At 68.9% G+C, this 15,010-nt stretch carries 19 protein-coding genes; 12 read left to right on the forward strand and 7 right to left on the reverse strand.

The window, feature by feature from the left end:
- Window positions 1-55 precede the first annotated feature (55 nt).
- Window positions 56-835 (reverse strand): ATP-grasp domain-containing protein, encoded by a 780-nt coding sequence (locus tag PARN5_RS0116345; RefSeq protein WP_026155509.1) that lies wholly within the window; start codon window positions 833-835, stop codon window positions 56-58.
- 84 nt (window positions 836-919) lie between these two features.
- Window positions 920-1,420 (reverse strand): Lrp/AsnC family transcriptional regulator, encoded by a 501-nt coding sequence (locus tag PARN5_RS0116350; protein ID WP_026155510.1) that lies wholly within the window; start codon window positions 1,418-1,420, stop codon window positions 920-922.
- Between the two features lie 163 nt (window positions 1,421-1,583).
- On the opposite strand from PARN5_RS0116350, the gene trxB reads away from it, so the two are divergent.
- From trxB to PARN5_RS0116370, 4 genes are all read left to right on the forward strand, one after another.
- On the forward strand, window positions 1,584-2,594 hold the full coding sequence (gene trxB / locus PARN5_RS0116355; protein ID WP_018000850.1) for a thioredoxin-disulfide reductase: 1,011 nt from the start codon (window positions 1,584-1,586) through the stop codon (window positions 2,592-2,594).
- On the forward strand, window positions 2,591-3,250 hold the full coding sequence (locus tag PARN5_RS0116360) for a hypothetical protein (protein ID WP_026155511.1): 660 nt from the start codon (window positions 2,591-2,593) through the stop codon (window positions 3,248-3,250). The genes trxB and PARN5_RS0116360 overlap by 4 nt, the downstream gene beginning before the upstream one ends.
- A 71-nt stretch (window positions 3,251-3,321) precedes the next feature.
- Window positions 3,322-4,101, forward strand: coding sequence for a hypothetical protein (locus tag PARN5_RS0116365; RefSeq protein ID WP_018000851.1), 780 nt, complete (start codon window positions 3,322-3,324; stop codon window positions 4,099-4,101).
- Window positions 4,098-4,904, forward strand: a complete 807-nt coding sequence (locus PARN5_RS0116370; protein WP_018000852.1) for a hypothetical protein — start codon at window positions 4,098-4,100, stop codon at window positions 4,902-4,904. Before PARN5_RS0116365 ends, PARN5_RS0116370 begins: the two co-directional genes overlap by 4 nt.
- A gap of 7 nt (window positions 4,905-4,911) precedes the next feature.
- Here PARN5_RS0116370 and PARN5_RS22425 read toward each other — a convergent pair whose 3' ends face one another.
- The 3 genes from PARN5_RS22425 to PARN5_RS0116385 all read right to left on the reverse strand — a co-directional run bounded on the left by PARN5_RS22425 (window position 4,912) and on the right by PARN5_RS0116385 (window position 6,562).
- The gene (locus PARN5_RS22425) at window positions 4,912-5,640 is read right to left on the reverse strand and encodes a Crp/Fnr family transcriptional regulator (protein ID WP_018000853.1); all 729 of its coding nucleotides are present in this window, start codon (window positions 5,638-5,640) and stop codon (window positions 4,912-4,914) included.
- Window positions 5,641-5,901: 261 nt separating this feature from the next.
- Entirely contained in the window at window positions 5,902-6,138 is a 237-nt protein-coding gene (locus tag PARN5_RS0116380; RefSeq protein WP_018000854.1) for a DUF1150 domain-containing protein, read from the reverse strand.
- A 13-nt stretch (window positions 6,139-6,151) separates the two neighbouring features.
- Window positions 6,152-6,562 carry an Hsp20 family protein gene (locus PARN5_RS0116385; protein WP_018000855.1) on the reverse strand — a complete coding sequence of 137 codons (411 nt, stop codon included), beginning with the start codon at window positions 6,560-6,562 and terminating at the stop codon, window positions 6,152-6,154.
- A 185-nt stretch (window positions 6,563-6,747) separates the two neighbouring features.
- Between PARN5_RS0116385 and PARN5_RS0116390 the strand changes: the two genes are divergently transcribed.
- From PARN5_RS0116390 to PARN5_RS0116400, 3 genes are read left to right on the forward strand one after another with little or no spacing between them, the layout of a single operon-like run.
- On the forward strand, window positions 6,748-6,966 hold the full coding sequence (locus PARN5_RS0116390) for a DUF465 domain-containing protein (protein WP_018000856.1): 219 nt from the start codon (window positions 6,748-6,750) through the stop codon (window positions 6,964-6,966).
- Window positions 6,967-7,011: 45 nt separating this feature from the next.
- The gene (gene purE / locus PARN5_RS0116395; protein WP_018000857.1) at window positions 7,012-7,500 is read left to right on the forward strand and encodes a 5-(carboxyamino)imidazole ribonucleotide mutase; all 489 of its coding nucleotides are present in this window, start codon (window positions 7,012-7,014) and stop codon (window positions 7,498-7,500) included.
- Window positions 7,493-8,536 carry a 5-(carboxyamino)imidazole ribonucleotide synthase gene (locus tag PARN5_RS0116400; RefSeq protein ID WP_026155512.1) on the forward strand — a complete coding sequence of 348 codons (1,044 nt, stop codon included), beginning with the start codon at window positions 7,493-7,495 and terminating at the stop codon, window positions 8,534-8,536. The genes purE and PARN5_RS0116400 overlap by 8 nt, the downstream gene beginning before the upstream one ends.
- Here PARN5_RS0116400 and cobD read toward each other — a convergent pair.
- Entirely contained in the window at window positions 8,533-9,483 is a 951-nt protein-coding gene (gene cobD / locus PARN5_RS0116405; RefSeq protein WP_018000859.1) for a threonine-phosphate decarboxylase CobD, read from the reverse strand. The two genes, PARN5_RS0116400 and cobD, sit on opposite strands and share 4 nt — an antisense overlap.
- A 216-nt stretch (window positions 9,484-9,699) precedes the next feature.
- On the opposite strand from cobD, the gene PARN5_RS0116410 reads away from it, so the two are divergent.
- Genes PARN5_RS0116410 through PARN5_RS0116425 form a run of 4 tightly spaced genes read left to right on the forward strand, consistent with a single transcriptional unit; the run spans window position 9,700 to window position 13,013 of the window.
- Window positions 9,700-10,200 carry a YbjN domain-containing protein gene (locus PARN5_RS0116410; RefSeq protein ID WP_018000860.1) on the forward strand — a complete coding sequence of 167 codons (501 nt, stop codon included), beginning with the start codon at window positions 9,700-9,702 and terminating at the stop codon, window positions 10,198-10,200.
- Window positions 10,201-10,237: 37 nt separating this feature from the next.
- Window positions 10,238-11,041: a pyrroline-5-carboxylate reductase gene (gene proC / locus PARN5_RS0116415; RefSeq protein ID WP_018000861.1), complete on the forward strand. Its 804-nt coding sequence runs from the start codon at window positions 10,238-10,240 to the stop codon at window positions 11,039-11,041.
- 13 nt (window positions 11,042-11,054) lie between these two features.
- Window positions 11,055-12,005, forward strand: coding sequence for a D-glycerate dehydrogenase (locus PARN5_RS0116420; RefSeq protein WP_018000862.1), 951 nt, complete (start codon window positions 11,055-11,057; stop codon window positions 12,003-12,005).
- A gap of 48 nt (window positions 12,006-12,053) precedes the next feature.
- Complete coding sequence (locus tag PARN5_RS0116425) at window positions 12,054-13,013, forward strand: magnesium transporter CorA family protein (protein ID WP_018000863.1); 960 nt, start codon at window positions 12,054-12,056, stop codon at window positions 13,011-13,013.
- On the opposite strand, the gene PARN5_RS0116430 is transcribed toward PARN5_RS0116425, so the two are convergent.
- Window positions 13,010-13,684, reverse strand: a complete 675-nt coding sequence (locus tag PARN5_RS0116430) for a DUF1045 domain-containing protein (RefSeq protein WP_018000864.1) — start codon at window positions 13,682-13,684, stop codon at window positions 13,010-13,012. The genes PARN5_RS0116425 and PARN5_RS0116430 overlap by 4 nt on opposite strands.
- A gap of 85 nt (window positions 13,685-13,769) precedes the next feature.
- On the opposite strand from PARN5_RS0116430, the gene PARN5_RS22430 reads away from it, so the two are divergent.
- Window positions 13,770-14,840, forward strand: a complete 1,071-nt coding sequence (locus tag PARN5_RS22430) for a DUF475 domain-containing protein (protein ID WP_036744981.1) — start codon at window positions 13,770-13,772, stop codon at window positions 14,838-14,840.
- The last annotated feature ends 170 nt before the right edge of the window (window positions 14,841-15,010 follow it).

Here is a 15,010-nt window from a genome sequence, read left to right on the forward strand (position 1 = left end):
GCCGGCCGGGCGATGTCCGCGCTGCGGGACGAAGCGGTCGCGATGCTTGCCGGCCTCAGGCCAGCCTGTCCAGCGTTGCGGCAAGCTTCGCGAGGTCAGCCGCATAAAAGCCGGCGGCATTGATGCAGTTCGTTTCCAGAAGCCTCAGGCCTTGTTCCGTGCGGCAGATGTCCATGACATAGGCGGGCGAATAGCCTGCGTTCAGTCGCGCCAGGGTCCGGGTGAACTCCAACGCATCCTCGTCGATCTCGTGGCGGTAGGTGACCCGCGCTCCCTCCTTGTAGAGCGAGTAGGTGACAACATTGCCGTTCACGATCCAGATGCGCCATTCCTTCAGTATCCGGGCCGGCGGGGTCAGCATCATCAGCGTGTCGGGGCGCAATGAGCCATGGGAGATCTCGTCCGCGTCGAGCGACATGACCTTGCGCGCCGTCTCGCGAATGTCCGCGGCGGTCCTGACGGCTCCGGCCTGTTCCTTGCTGTCGGCGACGGGGCGGATGAACCAGCCGCGGCCATCGTCAGGCAATGCTGCCTCGATCTCGCCAACACGAAGAAATACCGCATCCGGGCCGTTAAGCATGAAGGGTTGCCAAGGCTGTTCATGAACGAACGGCGCTATCCGGAAAACACCCGGACGAAGACCCCTGGCTTCGGCGTAGCGCCACAGCGTGTAGGAACCGAACATCACCACCGCCGACGGGTCACGCACTTCCGGTTCGGGCACCAGTTCACCCACGAATGGCACGACCTTGTGCCATGAGTAGCCGATACGCAGTCGGTCAAGCGCATCCGCAAGCTTCCGAGTGTCCTCGAACTGCTGAAGAATCCACTGCATCCTGCTTCGCGACCCTTCGATCTGTTGACCAGAGAACGCAGGGGCGATGCGAAGCCAATGTCCGCAATGACCGCCCGTCCCCCCTCACCCCACCGCCGCCGCGCGTTCCTCGACGATCTGGAACGGCACGCCCGGCTCGTCCTTGGCGCAGCGGATCACCAGCGAGGTCTTGACCGAGGCCACGTTCGGCGCCGCGGTCAGGCTTTCGGTCAGGAAGCGCTGGAAGCTCGGCAGGTCGGGCGAGACGCATTTCAGGATGAAGTCGATCTCGCCGTTCAGCATGTGGCACTCGCGCACCAAGGGCCAGTCGCGGGCCAGCGCTTCAAAGGCCGAGAGGTCGCGCTCGGACTGGCTCTGCAGCCGGACCATGGCAAAGACCTGCACCTCGAAGCCCAGTTCGCGGGCGTCGATCTCGGCGTGATAGCCGCGGATATAGCCCATCTCCTCGAGCGCGCGGACCCGGCGCAGGCAGGGCGGGGCCGAAATCCCCACCCGCCGCGCCAGCTCGACATTGGTCATTCGACCGTCGCCCTGAAGCTCTGCCAGGATTTTTCGGTCGATCTCGTCAAGTCTGGCGCCGCTCATCTTTTCCTCTTGGGCCGTCTTCCGGCCAAAATCATGCGGGAAGCTACCCCGATGGGCAGGTTTGCGCAATATTCTTTCCGCCATCGTCCTGCGCCCTGGGACGGATTGCATGAGGCGGCGGGGGTGATTACCTAGGCGGCGCAACGCGAAAGGTCCACATCCCATGTCACATGCCGCCGAAAGCCCCGATGCCGTGCTGCCCGCCCATACCAGGGTGCTGATCGTGGGTTCGGGCCCGGCGGGCTATACCGCCGCCGTCTATGCCGCGCGCGCCATGCTGAGCCCGGTGCTGATCCAGGGCATGCAGCCCGGCGGCCAGCTGACCATCACCACCGAGGTCGAGAACTGGCCCGGCGAGACCGAGATCCAGGGCCCCGACCTGATGGTGAAGATGGAGGCCCATGCCAAGGCGATGGGCGCGCGCATCTTCGTCGATACGGTGACCAGGCTGGACCTGCAGGTGCGGCCCTTTGTCGCGACGCTGGATTCCGGGGCGCGCATCACCGCCGATGCGGTGATCCTGGCCACCGGGGCGCAGGCGCGCTGGCTGGGCCTGCCGAGCGAGGAGAAGTTCAAGGGCTTCGGCGTCTCGGCCTGCGCCACCTGCGACGGCTTCTTCTATCGCAACCGCGAGGTGGTGGTGATCGGCGGCGGCAATACCGCGGTGGAAGAGGCGCTGTTCCTGACCAATTTCGCCAGCAAGGTGACGCTGGTGCATCGCCGCGACAGCCTGCGGGCGGAAAAGATCCTGCAGGAGCGGCTGTTCCGCCATCCCAAGGTCTCGGTGCTGTGGGACCATGAACTGGCCGAGGTCGAGGGCACCGAGGCGCCGCTGGGCGTGACCGGGGTCAAGGTCCGCCACGTCACGCAGGGGACCGAGCAGGTGATCCCGGCGGACGGGGTCTTCATCGCCATCGGCCATGCGCCGGCTTCCGAGCTGGTCGCGGATCAGCTGGAGCTGCACAACGGCGGCTATGTGAAGGTCGAGCCGGGCAGCACCCGGACCTCGATCCCCGGCGTGTTCGCGGCGGGCGACCTGACCGATCACGTCTATCGCCAGGCGGTGACCAGCGCCGGCATGGGCTGCATGGCGGCGCTGGATGCCGAGCGCTGGCTGGCCGAGCATGACATGGCCGGCGCCCCGAACCCGCAGGCGGCCGAGATCCCGGCGTGAGCGCCTTCGCCCCGCTGCCCGAGCTTTACGTCACCGAGGCGGCCGCCGAGGGCTTGCGCAACGAGGCGGTGCGGCGGCTGCAATGGCGGCTGACGCCCGGGCAGCTGCGCGATCTGGGCCTGCTGATGGACGGCGCCATGCTGCCCTTGCGCGGCTATCTGTCCGCGGCGGATCACGCGGCGGTGCTGGCGGGCGGGCGGCTGGCCTCGGGCGCGCTCTGGCCGCTGGCGCTGGTGCTGGAGGTCTCGGACGCATTCGCCCATGACCTGGAGACCGGCGAGGACATCGCGCTCTGCGGCCCGGACGGGGCGGTGCTGGCGATGATGTCGGTCACGGACCGCTGGGGCGCCGGGCCGGTGCGGCTGGGCGGGCGCGTCAAGGGGCTGGCGCCGGTGCCGGGACGCGACGGCGCGCTGACGCCGAATGCGCTGCGGGCGCGATTCCGTGACGCCGGCGCGGGCCGGGTGGTGGCGGAACTGGGCGAGGGCGTGGTGCTGCGCCCCGATGCGGGCGCGGCACTGGCGCTGCCGATTGCCGGCGCGGCCGCCTGGCAGGCGATCGCTGCGCGCAACCATGGCGCCACGCATCTGGCGACCGGCGGCGATGCGGCGCTGCGGGCCCTGGCGGTCGAGGTCGGGCTGGAACCGCTGGGCTAGCGCGCGCGCGCCCCGCGTTGACCGGGGCCGGGGCATCGCCTATCGCTGTGGCCAGCAACATGAGAGCGCCGATGACCGAGCCCGTCCTGATCCTGACCATGAAATGGGGCACCCTCTACGGGGCCGAGGACGTGAACCGGCTGGCGCGGCAGGTGCGCCGCCACTTGGCGCGGCCGCATCGCTTCATCTGCTTCACCGACGATGCGCAGGGCATCGATCCGGGCGTCGAGGCGCTACCCCTGCCGGAACTGGGCCTGCCGCCCGGCCATGGCGACACGCGCTGGCGCAAGCTCGCGCTGTTCCGCCGCGACCTGGGCGGATTCGCGGGGGCGACGGCGCTGTTTCTGGACCTGGACCTGGTGGTGGTGGACGATCTGGCGCCCTTTTTCGATCTGCCGGGCGATTTCTTCATCATCCGCGATGACGACCTGTTCCGGCCGAAGCCGCTGCGCAAGGTGAACCCGGCGCGCGACCGCTTCCTGCATTCGGTCGGCAATTCCTCGGTCTTTCGCTATGAGGTGGGGGCGCATGGCTATATCCTCGACGCCTATCTGGCCGATCCCAAGGCGGCGACGGCGCATTACGAGATCAGCCAGCAGTTCCAGAGCGCGCAGCTGGCGGCGCATGGCAAGCTGCATTACTGGCCCCGCGGCTGGTGCGTCAGCTTCAAGAACGACTGCGTGCCGCGCAACCTGCTGAGCTATCTGTCCGATCCGAAGCTGCCCGAGGGGGCGAAGATCGTGCTGTTCGCCGGCGCGCCGAAGATGGAGGACGTCTTTGCCGGGCGCGGGCACAAATGGTATCGCCGCATCGGCAATATCGACTGGCTGCGCCGGGCCTGGCAGGGATGATCGCGGATGCCTTCCGGCGCCTGAAACAGGCTCGGCGCATCAGGGCGGCCGAGGCCGAGATCCTGGCCCGGCGCAGCACTCCGCGGCCGCACGGGCTGGACGCGCCGCTGGTCGTCAGCCTGACCAGCTATCCCGCGCGCTTCGCGGCGCTGGAACTGGTGCTGCGCTCGATCCTGACGCAGAGCGTGGCGGCGGATCGGGTGATCCTGTGGCTGGACGCGGGCGACGAGGACCGGCTGCCGCCCGGCATCCGCGACCTGGGAGTGGAAACCCGGATCTGCCCGAACTGGCGCAGCTACAAGAAGATCGTGCCGGCCCTGGCAGAGGCGCCCGATGCCTATATCGTCACCGCCGACGACGATGTGCATTACCGCGCCGACTGGCTGGAGGGGCTGGTCGCGCGGGCCGGGGCGGGCGTGGTCTGCCACCGCGCGCACCGGGTGCTGCTGCGGGACGGCCGCCCGGCGCCCTATGGCGACTGGCAGCGCAATATCGGCGCGCCCGAGGCCGGGCCGCTGGTGTTTCCGACCGGGGTCGGCGGCGTGCTCTATGCGCCGGGCGTGTTCCATCCCGATGTGACCGATGCCGGGCTGTTCCAGCGGCTGGCGCCCTCGGCCGATGATGTCTGGCTGTATTGGATGCACCGGCTGCGCGGCTCGCGGCCGGAAAAGATCGGCGGGCGCTATCGCATCCTGGAATGGCCGGGCTCGCAGACGCAGAACCTGCGCGCCGGCAACCTGGCGGGCGACGGCAACGACCGCGCCGTCGCCGCCATGCTGGCGCATTACGGCTTTCCGGGCTGAGCCGCGCCTAGACCAGCTGCTTGTGGGTCAGCCGGCCCGGGTCCAGCACCCGGATCATGCCGCGCCCCATCTCGATGATGCGCTGATCGCGCAGCTGCGCCAGCGTGCGGTTCACCGTCTGGCGCGTGCAGCCGGCCAGCAGCGCGATCTGCGACTGGCTGACGTGGACCTCGGCCCGGTCGCTGCTGAGCCGCAAGAGATGCAGGCAGATGCGCGCCTCGGCCGGGTAGAACTGGGCGATGGCGTGCAGCCGGTTGTCGCGCACCAGCCGGCCATGCAGGATGGCGGCGAAATTCTTCAGCAGCCGCTGGGCCGAGACATATTTCATCAGCAGCGCCTCGTTGAAGATCAGCAGCTTGCTGTCCGGCAGCGCGCGGCAGCTCGCGGCGCAGGTCTTGCCCGAGAACAGCTCGACCTCGCCCATCACCTCGCCCGGGCCCGCGACATGGGCGAGCACGGTGTTGCCGTTCACGTCGACGAAGGTGACTTCGACCCGACCCTCGACGATCAGGAAGGCGGCATAGGCCTCTTCGCCCTGGCGCAGGATCTCGGCCCCCTGCGGATAGGCGCGCGGCGTGCATTCGGCATAGAAGGCGCGGCGGCGTTCCGGGGATATGCCGTCCAGCAGGTCGGGCAGCAGGGTGTCCCAGCGCGCATAGGGAAACCAGGGCAGGCCGTGATGCGGATCGCGGGCGATCCCGGGACCGCGCGAGGTCTTGCCTGTCGTCTCCTGCAAAACGGCGCCTCCCCGACCCAGCCTTTGGTGATGGTAGGGATAGATCGCACAAGACCGGCCTGAAAGGAACAAAAAACCCGCAGCAATGCGGGCAGGCCGGTCTACGCGCCAGGGGATCCGCACTCATGACCCGACGCAAACGATAATGGATCCCCAGACGTGTCTTCTGATTTAGCGGATTTCAGCCGGAATTGTGTCACCTACCGGACATTCGCTGCGGAAAAATTCATCGACCGTCAATTTCTCCGCACCGCAAGGGGGTCAGTGGACGCTGACCGGCGTCAACTCGTTCTGGCGCGCCAGCATGAAGGCCAGGCTGCGGTCCTTGACCAGGGCCAGCCGCTCGCCGTCGATGCCATGCACGGCATAGAGCGCATCGACGCCGGGCACCTGGCGGCGCACCTCGTCGGGCAGCGTGTCCATGGCCACGCGGCGGATGTAGACGGTATTGCCGGTGCTGTCGTTCAGCGCCGATCCGAAATCGAATTTCTCGTTCATGGGCGATCCCCTTTCACTTGCGGCTGATCGGTATGGTCTGGACGATGCTGTCGGGCACCGCGCGGCGCAGGTCTATGTCCAGGAGCCCGTTTTCCAGCCGGGCCGCCACCACCTCGACGCCATCGGCCAGCACGAAGCTGCGCTGGAAGGCGCGGGCGGCGATGCCCCGGTGCAGGAACACCCGCTCATCCTCGGGCTCGGCCTGGCGGCCGCGAATCACCAGCTGGCGATCCTCGAGCGTAATGGCCAGGTCGTCCTCGGAAAAACCGGCGACGGCCAGGGTGATGCGGAAGCCGTTCGGCCCCTGGTGTTCGATATTGTAGGGCGGATAGCCCTCGGCGCCCTTGGCGGCGCGTTCGGCCAGCCGCTCCAACTGGTCGAACCCCAGCAGGAACGGATGAGCGGCCAGACTGATCTTGGTCATTCGCCAAGCCCTTTACATCAAAGCGACTGTCGGCCGGACCCCGGAACGGCGATCCGGCAGGACCAATATGTGAACGCGGCGGGCCCTCCGCAAGGGGCGGCGCCCGCGTTAACCCAGATTGGCAAAGCCATTAACACCGCGGTATCGGTGCGTTATAACCAATCGAGTCCAGCCCGAGGCCCGACATGAACGCCCAACACGAGATGTCCCACGAAGAGATCGCGCGCGCCCGGCTCGAGGTGCTTCGTCGCGAACATCGCGACCTGGACGAGGCCATCGCCGCGCTGGTCAGCCAGTCGCTGACCCATTCGCTGACGCTGCAGCGGCTGAAGAAGCAGAAGCTGGTGCTGAAGGACCGCATCGCCCGGCTCGAGGACGAGCTGACCCCCGACATCATCGCCTGATTGCATCCCGGCCCTGCCCGCGCTAGGGCGGGAAAAAAGGGGGCGATGATGGAAAAACCCGTCGGAATCATCATGGGCAGCCAGTCCGACTGGCCCACCATGCGCGAGGCGGCCGCGATCCTGGACGAGTTGGGCATCGGCTACGAGGCGCGTATCGTCAGCGCCCATCGCACGCCCGACCGGCTGTGGGATTACGGCAAGACGGCGGTGGCGCGCGGCCTGCGGGTCATCATCGCCGGCGCCGGCGGGGCCGCGCATCTGCCGGGCATGATGGCCAGCAAGACGCGGGTGCCGGTGATCGGCGTGCCGGTGCAGACTAGGGCGCTGTCCGGCGTCGATTCGCTTTATTCCATCCTGCAGATGCCCAAGGGCTATCCGGTCGCGACCATGGCGATCGGCGCCGCCGGCGCGGCCAATGCCGGGCTGATGGCGGCGGGCATCCTGGCGCTCTCGGACCCCGATCTGGCGGCGCGGCTGGAGGCCTGGCGCCAGGCGCTGAGCGATTCCATCCCCGAGGAGCCGAAAGATGAGTGAGCTGCCGCAAGGATCGGTGATCGGCATCCTGGGCGGCGGGCAGCTGGGGCGGATGCTGTCCGTCGCGGCCAGTCGCCTGGGCTATCGCTGCCATGTCTACGAGCCGGGCGCGGCCCCCGCCGGCGACGTGGCCCATGCCGTGACGAATGCGCCCTATGAGGACGCGGCGGCGCTGCGGGCATTCGCCGGCGCGGTCGATGTCATCACCTATGAATTCGAGAATGTGCCGACCTCGGCGCTGGATCTGCTGGAATCGCTGCGCCCGATCCGGCCCAATCGCCGGGCGCTGGCGGTGTCGCAGGACCGGCTGACCGAGAAGGATTTCCTGGCGGGCATCGGCCTGCGCACCGCGCCCTATCGCAATGTGGAAACCGAGGCCGACCTGCCCGCCGCGCTGGCGGCCCTGGGCGCGCCCGCGATCCTGAAGACCCGGCGCATGGGCTATGACGGCAAGGGCCAGATCCGGTTTTCGGATGCGGGCCAGCGCGACTGGACCGGGGCGCCTTCGGTGCTGGAGGGGTTCGTGGATTTCTCGGCCGAGATCAGCGTCATCGTCGCGCGCGGCGCGGACGGCCAGGTCGCAGCCTATGATCCAGGCCTGAACCTGCATCGCGAGGGCATCCTGCGCACCACCACCGTGCCCTGCGGCCTGCCGGCGCGCCTGCTGACCGATGCGGTGCTGATGGCGGCCAAGATCGTCAATGCGCTGGACTATGTCGGCGTCATGGGGGTCGAGCTGTTCGTGACGCCGCAAGGCTTGGTGGTGAACGAGATCGCGCCGCGGGTGCATAACTCGGGGCACTGGACCCAGGCGGGCTGCGCCGTGGACCAGTTCGAGCAGCATATCCGTGCCGTTGCCGGCCTGCCGCTGGGCGACGGCCAGCGTTACGCCGATGTCGAGATGGAGAACCTGATCGGCGACGACATCCTGCGCCTGCCCGAGCTCTTGCGCCGCCCGCGCACGCAGCTGCATCTTTATGGCAAGGGCGAGGCGCGTCCCGGCCGCAAGATGGGCCACGTCAACCGGGTGCTCTAGAGCGCCCGCGCCACGCGGTCGAATTCCTCGCGGTCGCCGGGGATGCCAAGGCGGATCCAGTGCGGATGCCAGGGAAAGATCCGGCTCCAGATCCCGGCGCGGGCCAGCCGGCCCTGCGCCGCCGTGGCGTCGGGCGTCCGGTAGAGCCGGAACAGATGCGTGCCGCCGACCAGCGGCCAGTGCGGCGTCACGATCTGGTCGAGATGCAGCGCCGCCTCGGAAAGCCAGGTCACGGCGTCGGCGTGCCAGGCGTCGTCCGCCAAAGCCTGGGTGCCGATCTGGATCGCCGGGCCCGAGACGCTCCAGGGTCCGGCGCGCTGCGCCAGCCGGGCCAGCAGTTCGGCCTCGCCCAAGGCGAAGCCCAGCCGCAGCCCGGCCAGGCCCCAGAACTTGCCGAAGGAGCGCAGCACGGTCACATTCGCCGGCCGCCGGCCTGCCACCGACAGGTCGGGGCGGGCATCGGCAAAGCTTTCGTCCACCACCAGATGCGTGACCATGCCGGCGATATCGGCGATCTCGGCCGGGGTGAAGCTGCGCCCGTCCGGGTTGTTCGGGTTCACGATCACCGCGAGATCGGCAGCGGCCAGCCGCATGGGGTCGGTGACCTGCTGCACCTGCCAGCCGGCGGCGGAAAGGCTGGCCGCGTGCTCGTTATAGGTCGGCGACAGCACCGCCGCGCGATGGCCCATCAGCACATGCGGCAGAAGCTGGATCGCCGCCGAGGCGCCGGCGAGCGCCAGCACCTGATCCGTCGGGCAGCCGAATCGGCCGGCGGCGGCGGCATGCAGCGCGGTCCTGTCGGCTTGGGTCGGCAGCGCCGTCAGGGCATGGGCGGACAGCGGCCCGGCCGGCCAGGGCCGGCGGTTGATCCCGGTCGAGAGGTCGATCCAGTCGCCTCCGCCAAAGCGGCCCGCCGCCCGGTCGATGTCGCCGCCATGGTCCCGCATCCCTCGCCCTCCCGCCGTTTCCGGCGCCGGTTGAAGCCCGGCCGCGCCCCGCGGTCAAGCGCCGGACCGGCGCCGGTAACGGAATTTTCGCTTTACACCCTCATGGAACCGCACCACGATATATGGTAGGCGCACCGGGCAAGGCACGCCGGGTGTAGTCCGGGCCACAAAGGGTTGGGGATAACTCTGACCCGCAGTCAGGCAGGGGGACAGGACATGGCACAGTTGGATTTCATCCACAGCGAGGACATCCATCCCATCGATATCGTCGAGACGGTCGCCGCCCATCACGAATGGGATTTCGACCGGCTGGCCGAGGACCAGATCGCCATGGCGGTCGAGGGGCAATGGCGCAGCTATTCCATCACCCTGGCCTGGTCGGGGCGGGACGAGGTGCTGCGGCTGATCTGCACCTTCGACATGGACCCGCCGGCCGAGAAGCTGCCGGCGCTTTACGAGGTCTTGAACCTGGCCAACGACCAGGTCTGGGACGGCGGCTTTACCTTCTGGGCGCCGCAGAAGCTGATGGTCTGGCGTTACGGCCTGGTGCTGTCCGGCGAGGCCATCGCGCTGCCGTCGCAGATCGACCAGATGATCCGCAACGCGGTCGAGAATGCCGAGCGCTTCTATCCCTGTTTCCAGCTGGCCTGCTGGGGCGATGCCTCGCCCGAGGCGGCCATGGACATCGCCCTGTCCGAGGCCTACGGTCGCGCCTGATTTTCGCCGCGAGGCGCGGGCAGGCATGGGGCAGGGCATGGATTTTTCGGATGTGAACGCGCGCGGGCTGGTGCTGGTCGGCTGCGGCCGCATGGGCGGCGCGCTGCTGGATGGTTGGCTGAAGACCGGGCTGGCGGCGGGTTCGGTGCATGTGCTGGACCCGAATCCCCGGGCGGAACTGTCGGATCTGGGTATTTCCGTAAACGGTGAATTGCCCGGGAATCCCGCCGTGCTGGTCATCGCCGTCAAGCCGCAGATGATGGCGGATGTGCTGCCGCGCCTGGCGGTCGGGGCCGATACGCTGGTCGTCTCGGTCGCGGCGGGGGTGACGATCGCCGCCTATGAGGCGGCGTTTCCGGCTTCGAGCGTGGTGCGGGCGATGCCGAACACGCCGGCGGCCATCGGCCAGGGCATCACCGCGATCATCGGCAACGCCAAGGCCGGGGCGGCGCAGATGGACCTGGCCGAGGCGCTGATGGGCGCGGTCGGCCGCGTGGTGCGGCTTCAGGACGAATCGCAGATGGATGCGGTGACGGCGCTGTCGGGCTCGGGACCGGCCTATGTCTTTCACATGATCGAGGCCATGGCGGCGGCCGGCGCGGCCGAGGGCCTGTCGCCCGAGCTGTCGCTGGCCTTGGCGCGCGCCACCGTCGCCGGCGCCGGCGCCCTGGCCATGGCCGAGGACGAGGATCCCGCTAAGCTGCGCGAGAATGTCACCTCGCCCGGCGGCACCACGGCGGCGGGCCTGCGCGAGCTGATGGACCCCGAGACCGGCCTGCCGCCGCTGATGCGCCGCACCGTGGCCGCCGCCGCGGCGCGCGGCCGCGAACTGGGGAAGTGAGGGAGACAGGCCGATGAAACTTCTGGTCACGCGCCGCATGACCGATGCGGCGGAACAGGCGCTGAAGGCGCGGTTCGAAACCACGATCCTGGATCGCGACACCGGCTTCTCGGCCGAGGAGGCGGCGCAGGCGCTGGCCGATTACGACGCGATCGTGCCGACGCTGGGCGACCGCTTCATCGCCGAGGCCTTCGCCCGGGCGCCGCGCTGCCGGCTGCTGGCGAATTTCGGCGCCGGCTATAACCATATCGACGTGGCCGCCGCCGCCGCGGCCGGGGTCGCCGTGACCAATACCCCCGACGCGGTGACCGAGGCCACCGCCGACATCGCCCTGACGCTGATCCTGATGACCGCCCGCCGCGCCGGCGAGGGCGAGCGCCTGCTGCGGCGCGGCGCATGGACCGGCTGGCAGCCGACGCAGCTTCTGGGCCGGCATGTCTCGGGCAAGACCGTGGGCATCATCGGCATGGGCCGGATCGGCAAGGCCATCGCCCGGCGCTGCCATTTCGGCTTTGGCATGGAGGTGGTGTTCCACAACCGCTCGGCCGTCTCCGCGCTGGATTTCCCGGCGCGGCAGGTCGGCGACCTGAAGGAGCTGCTGGCGCTGTCGGATTTCGCCGTGGTGGCGGTGCCGGGCGGCGCCGGCACCCGGCACCTGATCGGCGCGGCCGAACTGGAACGGCTGGGGCCGCGCGGCATCCTGGTCAATATTGCCCGCGGCGACGTGGTCCATGAGGCGGCGCTGGTCGAGGCGCTGGCGGCGGGCCGCATCGGTGGCGCCGGGCTCGACGTCTATGAGTTCGAGCCGAAGGTGGCGCCCGAGCTCTGCGCCATGGAGAACGTCACCCTGCTGCCGCATCTGGGCACCGCCGCCGAGGAGGTGCGCACCGCCATGGCCATGCGGGCGATGAACAATCTGCTGGCCTTCGACGAGGGCAGGGCGCTGCCCGACCGGGTGAACTGACCCGGCCGGCCGGCGCTTTCACCCTGGGCGCGCGAGGGGTCTGGACGGATGCTTTACAGCCATATCAGTCGGGGCGCCGGGCTCGAGCCGCTGCCCGAGGGCGCGCCCCTGGACGAGGCGCTGTGGATCGACCTTTACCGGCCGCTCGATTCGCAGGTCCGCGCCGTCGCTGCGCTGGGCTACGAGATCCCGACCCTGGCCGACATGGAAGAGATCGAGATCTCGAACCGGCTCTATACCGACAACGGCACCATCTACATGACCGCCGTGCTGCCGGGGCAACTGCCGGACGGCACCCAGGTCGCCATGCCGGTCAGCTTCATCATCGACGCGCACCGGCTGGTCACCGTGCGCCACCACGCCCCGCGGCCCTTCGAGACCTTCCCGACCCGGGCCGACCGCTCCAGCAGCGGCTGCGGCTCGCCGGCGCGGCTCTTCCTGGGGCTGATCGAGGAGATCATCGGCCGGCTCGCCGACCTGTCCGAGGGGGTGGCGCGCGCGCTGGACGCGACGGCGGCCCAGGTGCTGACCATGACCGCGGCCAGCGACGCGGCCTCGCTGCAGGTCTCGCTGGTGACGGTGGGCCAGCAGGCCGAGCTGATGAGCCGGGTGCGCATGGGGCTGTTGTCGATGGACCGCATCCTCGCCTATCACGCGGCGAATTCGGCGCATCAGCCGGAAAGCAGCCGGCTGCGGCCGCAGCATGCCGCGCTGCAACGCGACATCCAGGCGCTGGAGGTGCATGCCGATTTCCTGGGCTCGCGCATCGCCATGACGGTGGATGCGACCATGGGCATGATCGGCCTGCAGCAGAACGACCGGGTGCGGATCCTGTCGGTGGTGGCGGCGCTGTTCCTGCCGCCGACGCTGATCGCCAGCATCTACGGCATGAACTTCACCCATATGCCCGAGCTCGAGCTGAGCTGGGGCTTTCCCATGGCGCTGGGGCTGATGGTCGGTTCGGCCGTCGTCACCTTCCTGGTGCTGAAGTGGAAGAACTGGCTCTAGCCGCGCAGCGGCACCTCCTCGACCAGGTGGAAGAAGCCCTCCTCATCCTCGCCCATCAGCGCGACCGCCTCGACCGGCATGGGCCGGACGATCAGCGGCGCCAGATGCGGCGCCAGCGCCAGGCGCAGCGCCTCGGCCAAGGGCGCAGAAAGCTGGTTCGAGAGCGTCAGGTGATACTGGAACAGCTCCAGCACGAAGGGATAGCCCCAATGGTCCAGATGGGCGCGGGCCTGCGGCGGCAGGGCGTCCGGGTTGCGGCGGTCGCGCTCGGCCCCGGTCAGGGGCGCGCGAAAGATGTCGAGCCGCGTCACCAGCGCCGATTCCAGCGCCAGCAGTTCGGGCGGCTGCCGGCGCGGGCGCAACGTCAGGAAGCCCCAGTCGATGCGCGGCTCGAGCGCCAGCGCAAAGGGCGCCAGGGGATCGCAGGCCAGCCGCAGCGCCAGGGCCAGCTCCTCGGGCCTGCGGCCTTCGGCCAGCCGGAACGGTGCCTTCAGCGTGGCATGGAAGCCATAGCGGCGCGGCGCTTCGGTCAGGGCCTCGGCCTCGGGCGGCAGGCCGTCCGGGCGCAGATGCACCAGGCCGTTGCGTGCGTCCCAGCCCAGCCAGGCGCTGCCGAAATCGCCAAGCGCGCCGCCGGGCAGGTGATAGACCGCATAGCGCCGGAACCGCATCGCGCACCTCCAAAGCGGGCCTTGCCTTGCCCGCCGTCATGGCAGAGCCTATGACCTGGCCAACCGCCGCACAAGGACAGCCCGGATGAGATCGACCCTCAGCTACATGATCTGGCCCTTCATCGTGACCGGCATCGGCCTGGCGCTGGCCGCGGCCTTGGGCTGGCAGTACAGCGGCACCGGCGGCGGCGCGCTGGGCTTCTTCCTGATCGCGGCCATCCTCGCGGTGCTGGAAATCTCGCTGTCCTTCGACAATGCCATCGTGAACGCGCAGAAGCTGAAGCAGATGACGCCGAAATGGCAGCACCGCTTCCTGACCTGGGGCATCGTCATCGCGGTCTTCGGCATGCGGGTGATCTTTCCGCTGCTGGTGGTGGTCATCGCCGCCCGCCTCGCGCCATGGCAGGCGCTGCGCCTGGCCGCGACCCGGCCGCAGGAATATTCCGAGATCATCCACCAGGCGCATCTGCCCATCGCGGCCTTCGGCGGCGCCTTCCTGATGCTGGTGGCGCTGAACTATTTCTTCGACGAGGCCAAGGATGTCGACTGGATCAAGGGCGTCGAATCCTTCCTGCGCCGCCTGGGCGAGATCCGCGGCATGGAGATCGGCTTCGTGCTGATCTGCATGCTGGCGATCCTGCACTGGCTGCCCGATGACCGCGAACATACCTTCATCATCGCGGCGGTCTGGGGCGTGATCACCTATCTCGGCGTCGACATGCTGGGCCATGTGCTGGACCGCTGGGGCGGTGGGCCGAGTTCGGGCGACATGGCGCGCGGCGGCCTCGGTGCCTTTCTCTATCTCGAGGTGCTGGACGCCTCCTTCAGCTTCGACGGGGTGATCGGTGCCTTCGCCCTGACGCAGAACCTGTTCCTGATCGCCATCGGCCTGGGCATCGGCGCGATGTATGTGCGCTCGATGACGGTGATGCTGGTCGAGCGCGGCACGCTGGCGGCCTTTCGCTATCTCGAGCACGGCGCCTTCTGGTCGATCCTGGTGCTGTCGGTGCTGATGTTCGTTCAGACCCTGCGCCCGATCCCCGAGGCCGTGACCGGCCTTCTGGGCGCCTGCTTCATCGGCATGGCCTTCATCAGCTCGGTGGCCTGGCGCCGCCGCCACCCGCAAGCCGCCCGGGAAAGCCTCGACAAGGACTGAGCCGGGGGCACCCGCCTCGGCCTTCTTTGCTCCGCCAAATACCCCGGCAACCGCGCCAGCCGCGGGGCGGCGCCGGGTAGCCCCTGGCGCTTCACCGTTTTGCAAATACCCCTGCGACCGTGCCGGGATGCCCTGTTGCAGGGGTATTTCAGGAGCAAAGAAATCATGCC

Source organism: Paracoccus sp. N5 (assembly GCF_000371965.1).
Taxonomy (GTDB): domain Bacteria; phylum Pseudomonadota; class Alphaproteobacteria; order Rhodobacterales; family Rhodobacteraceae; genus Paracoccus.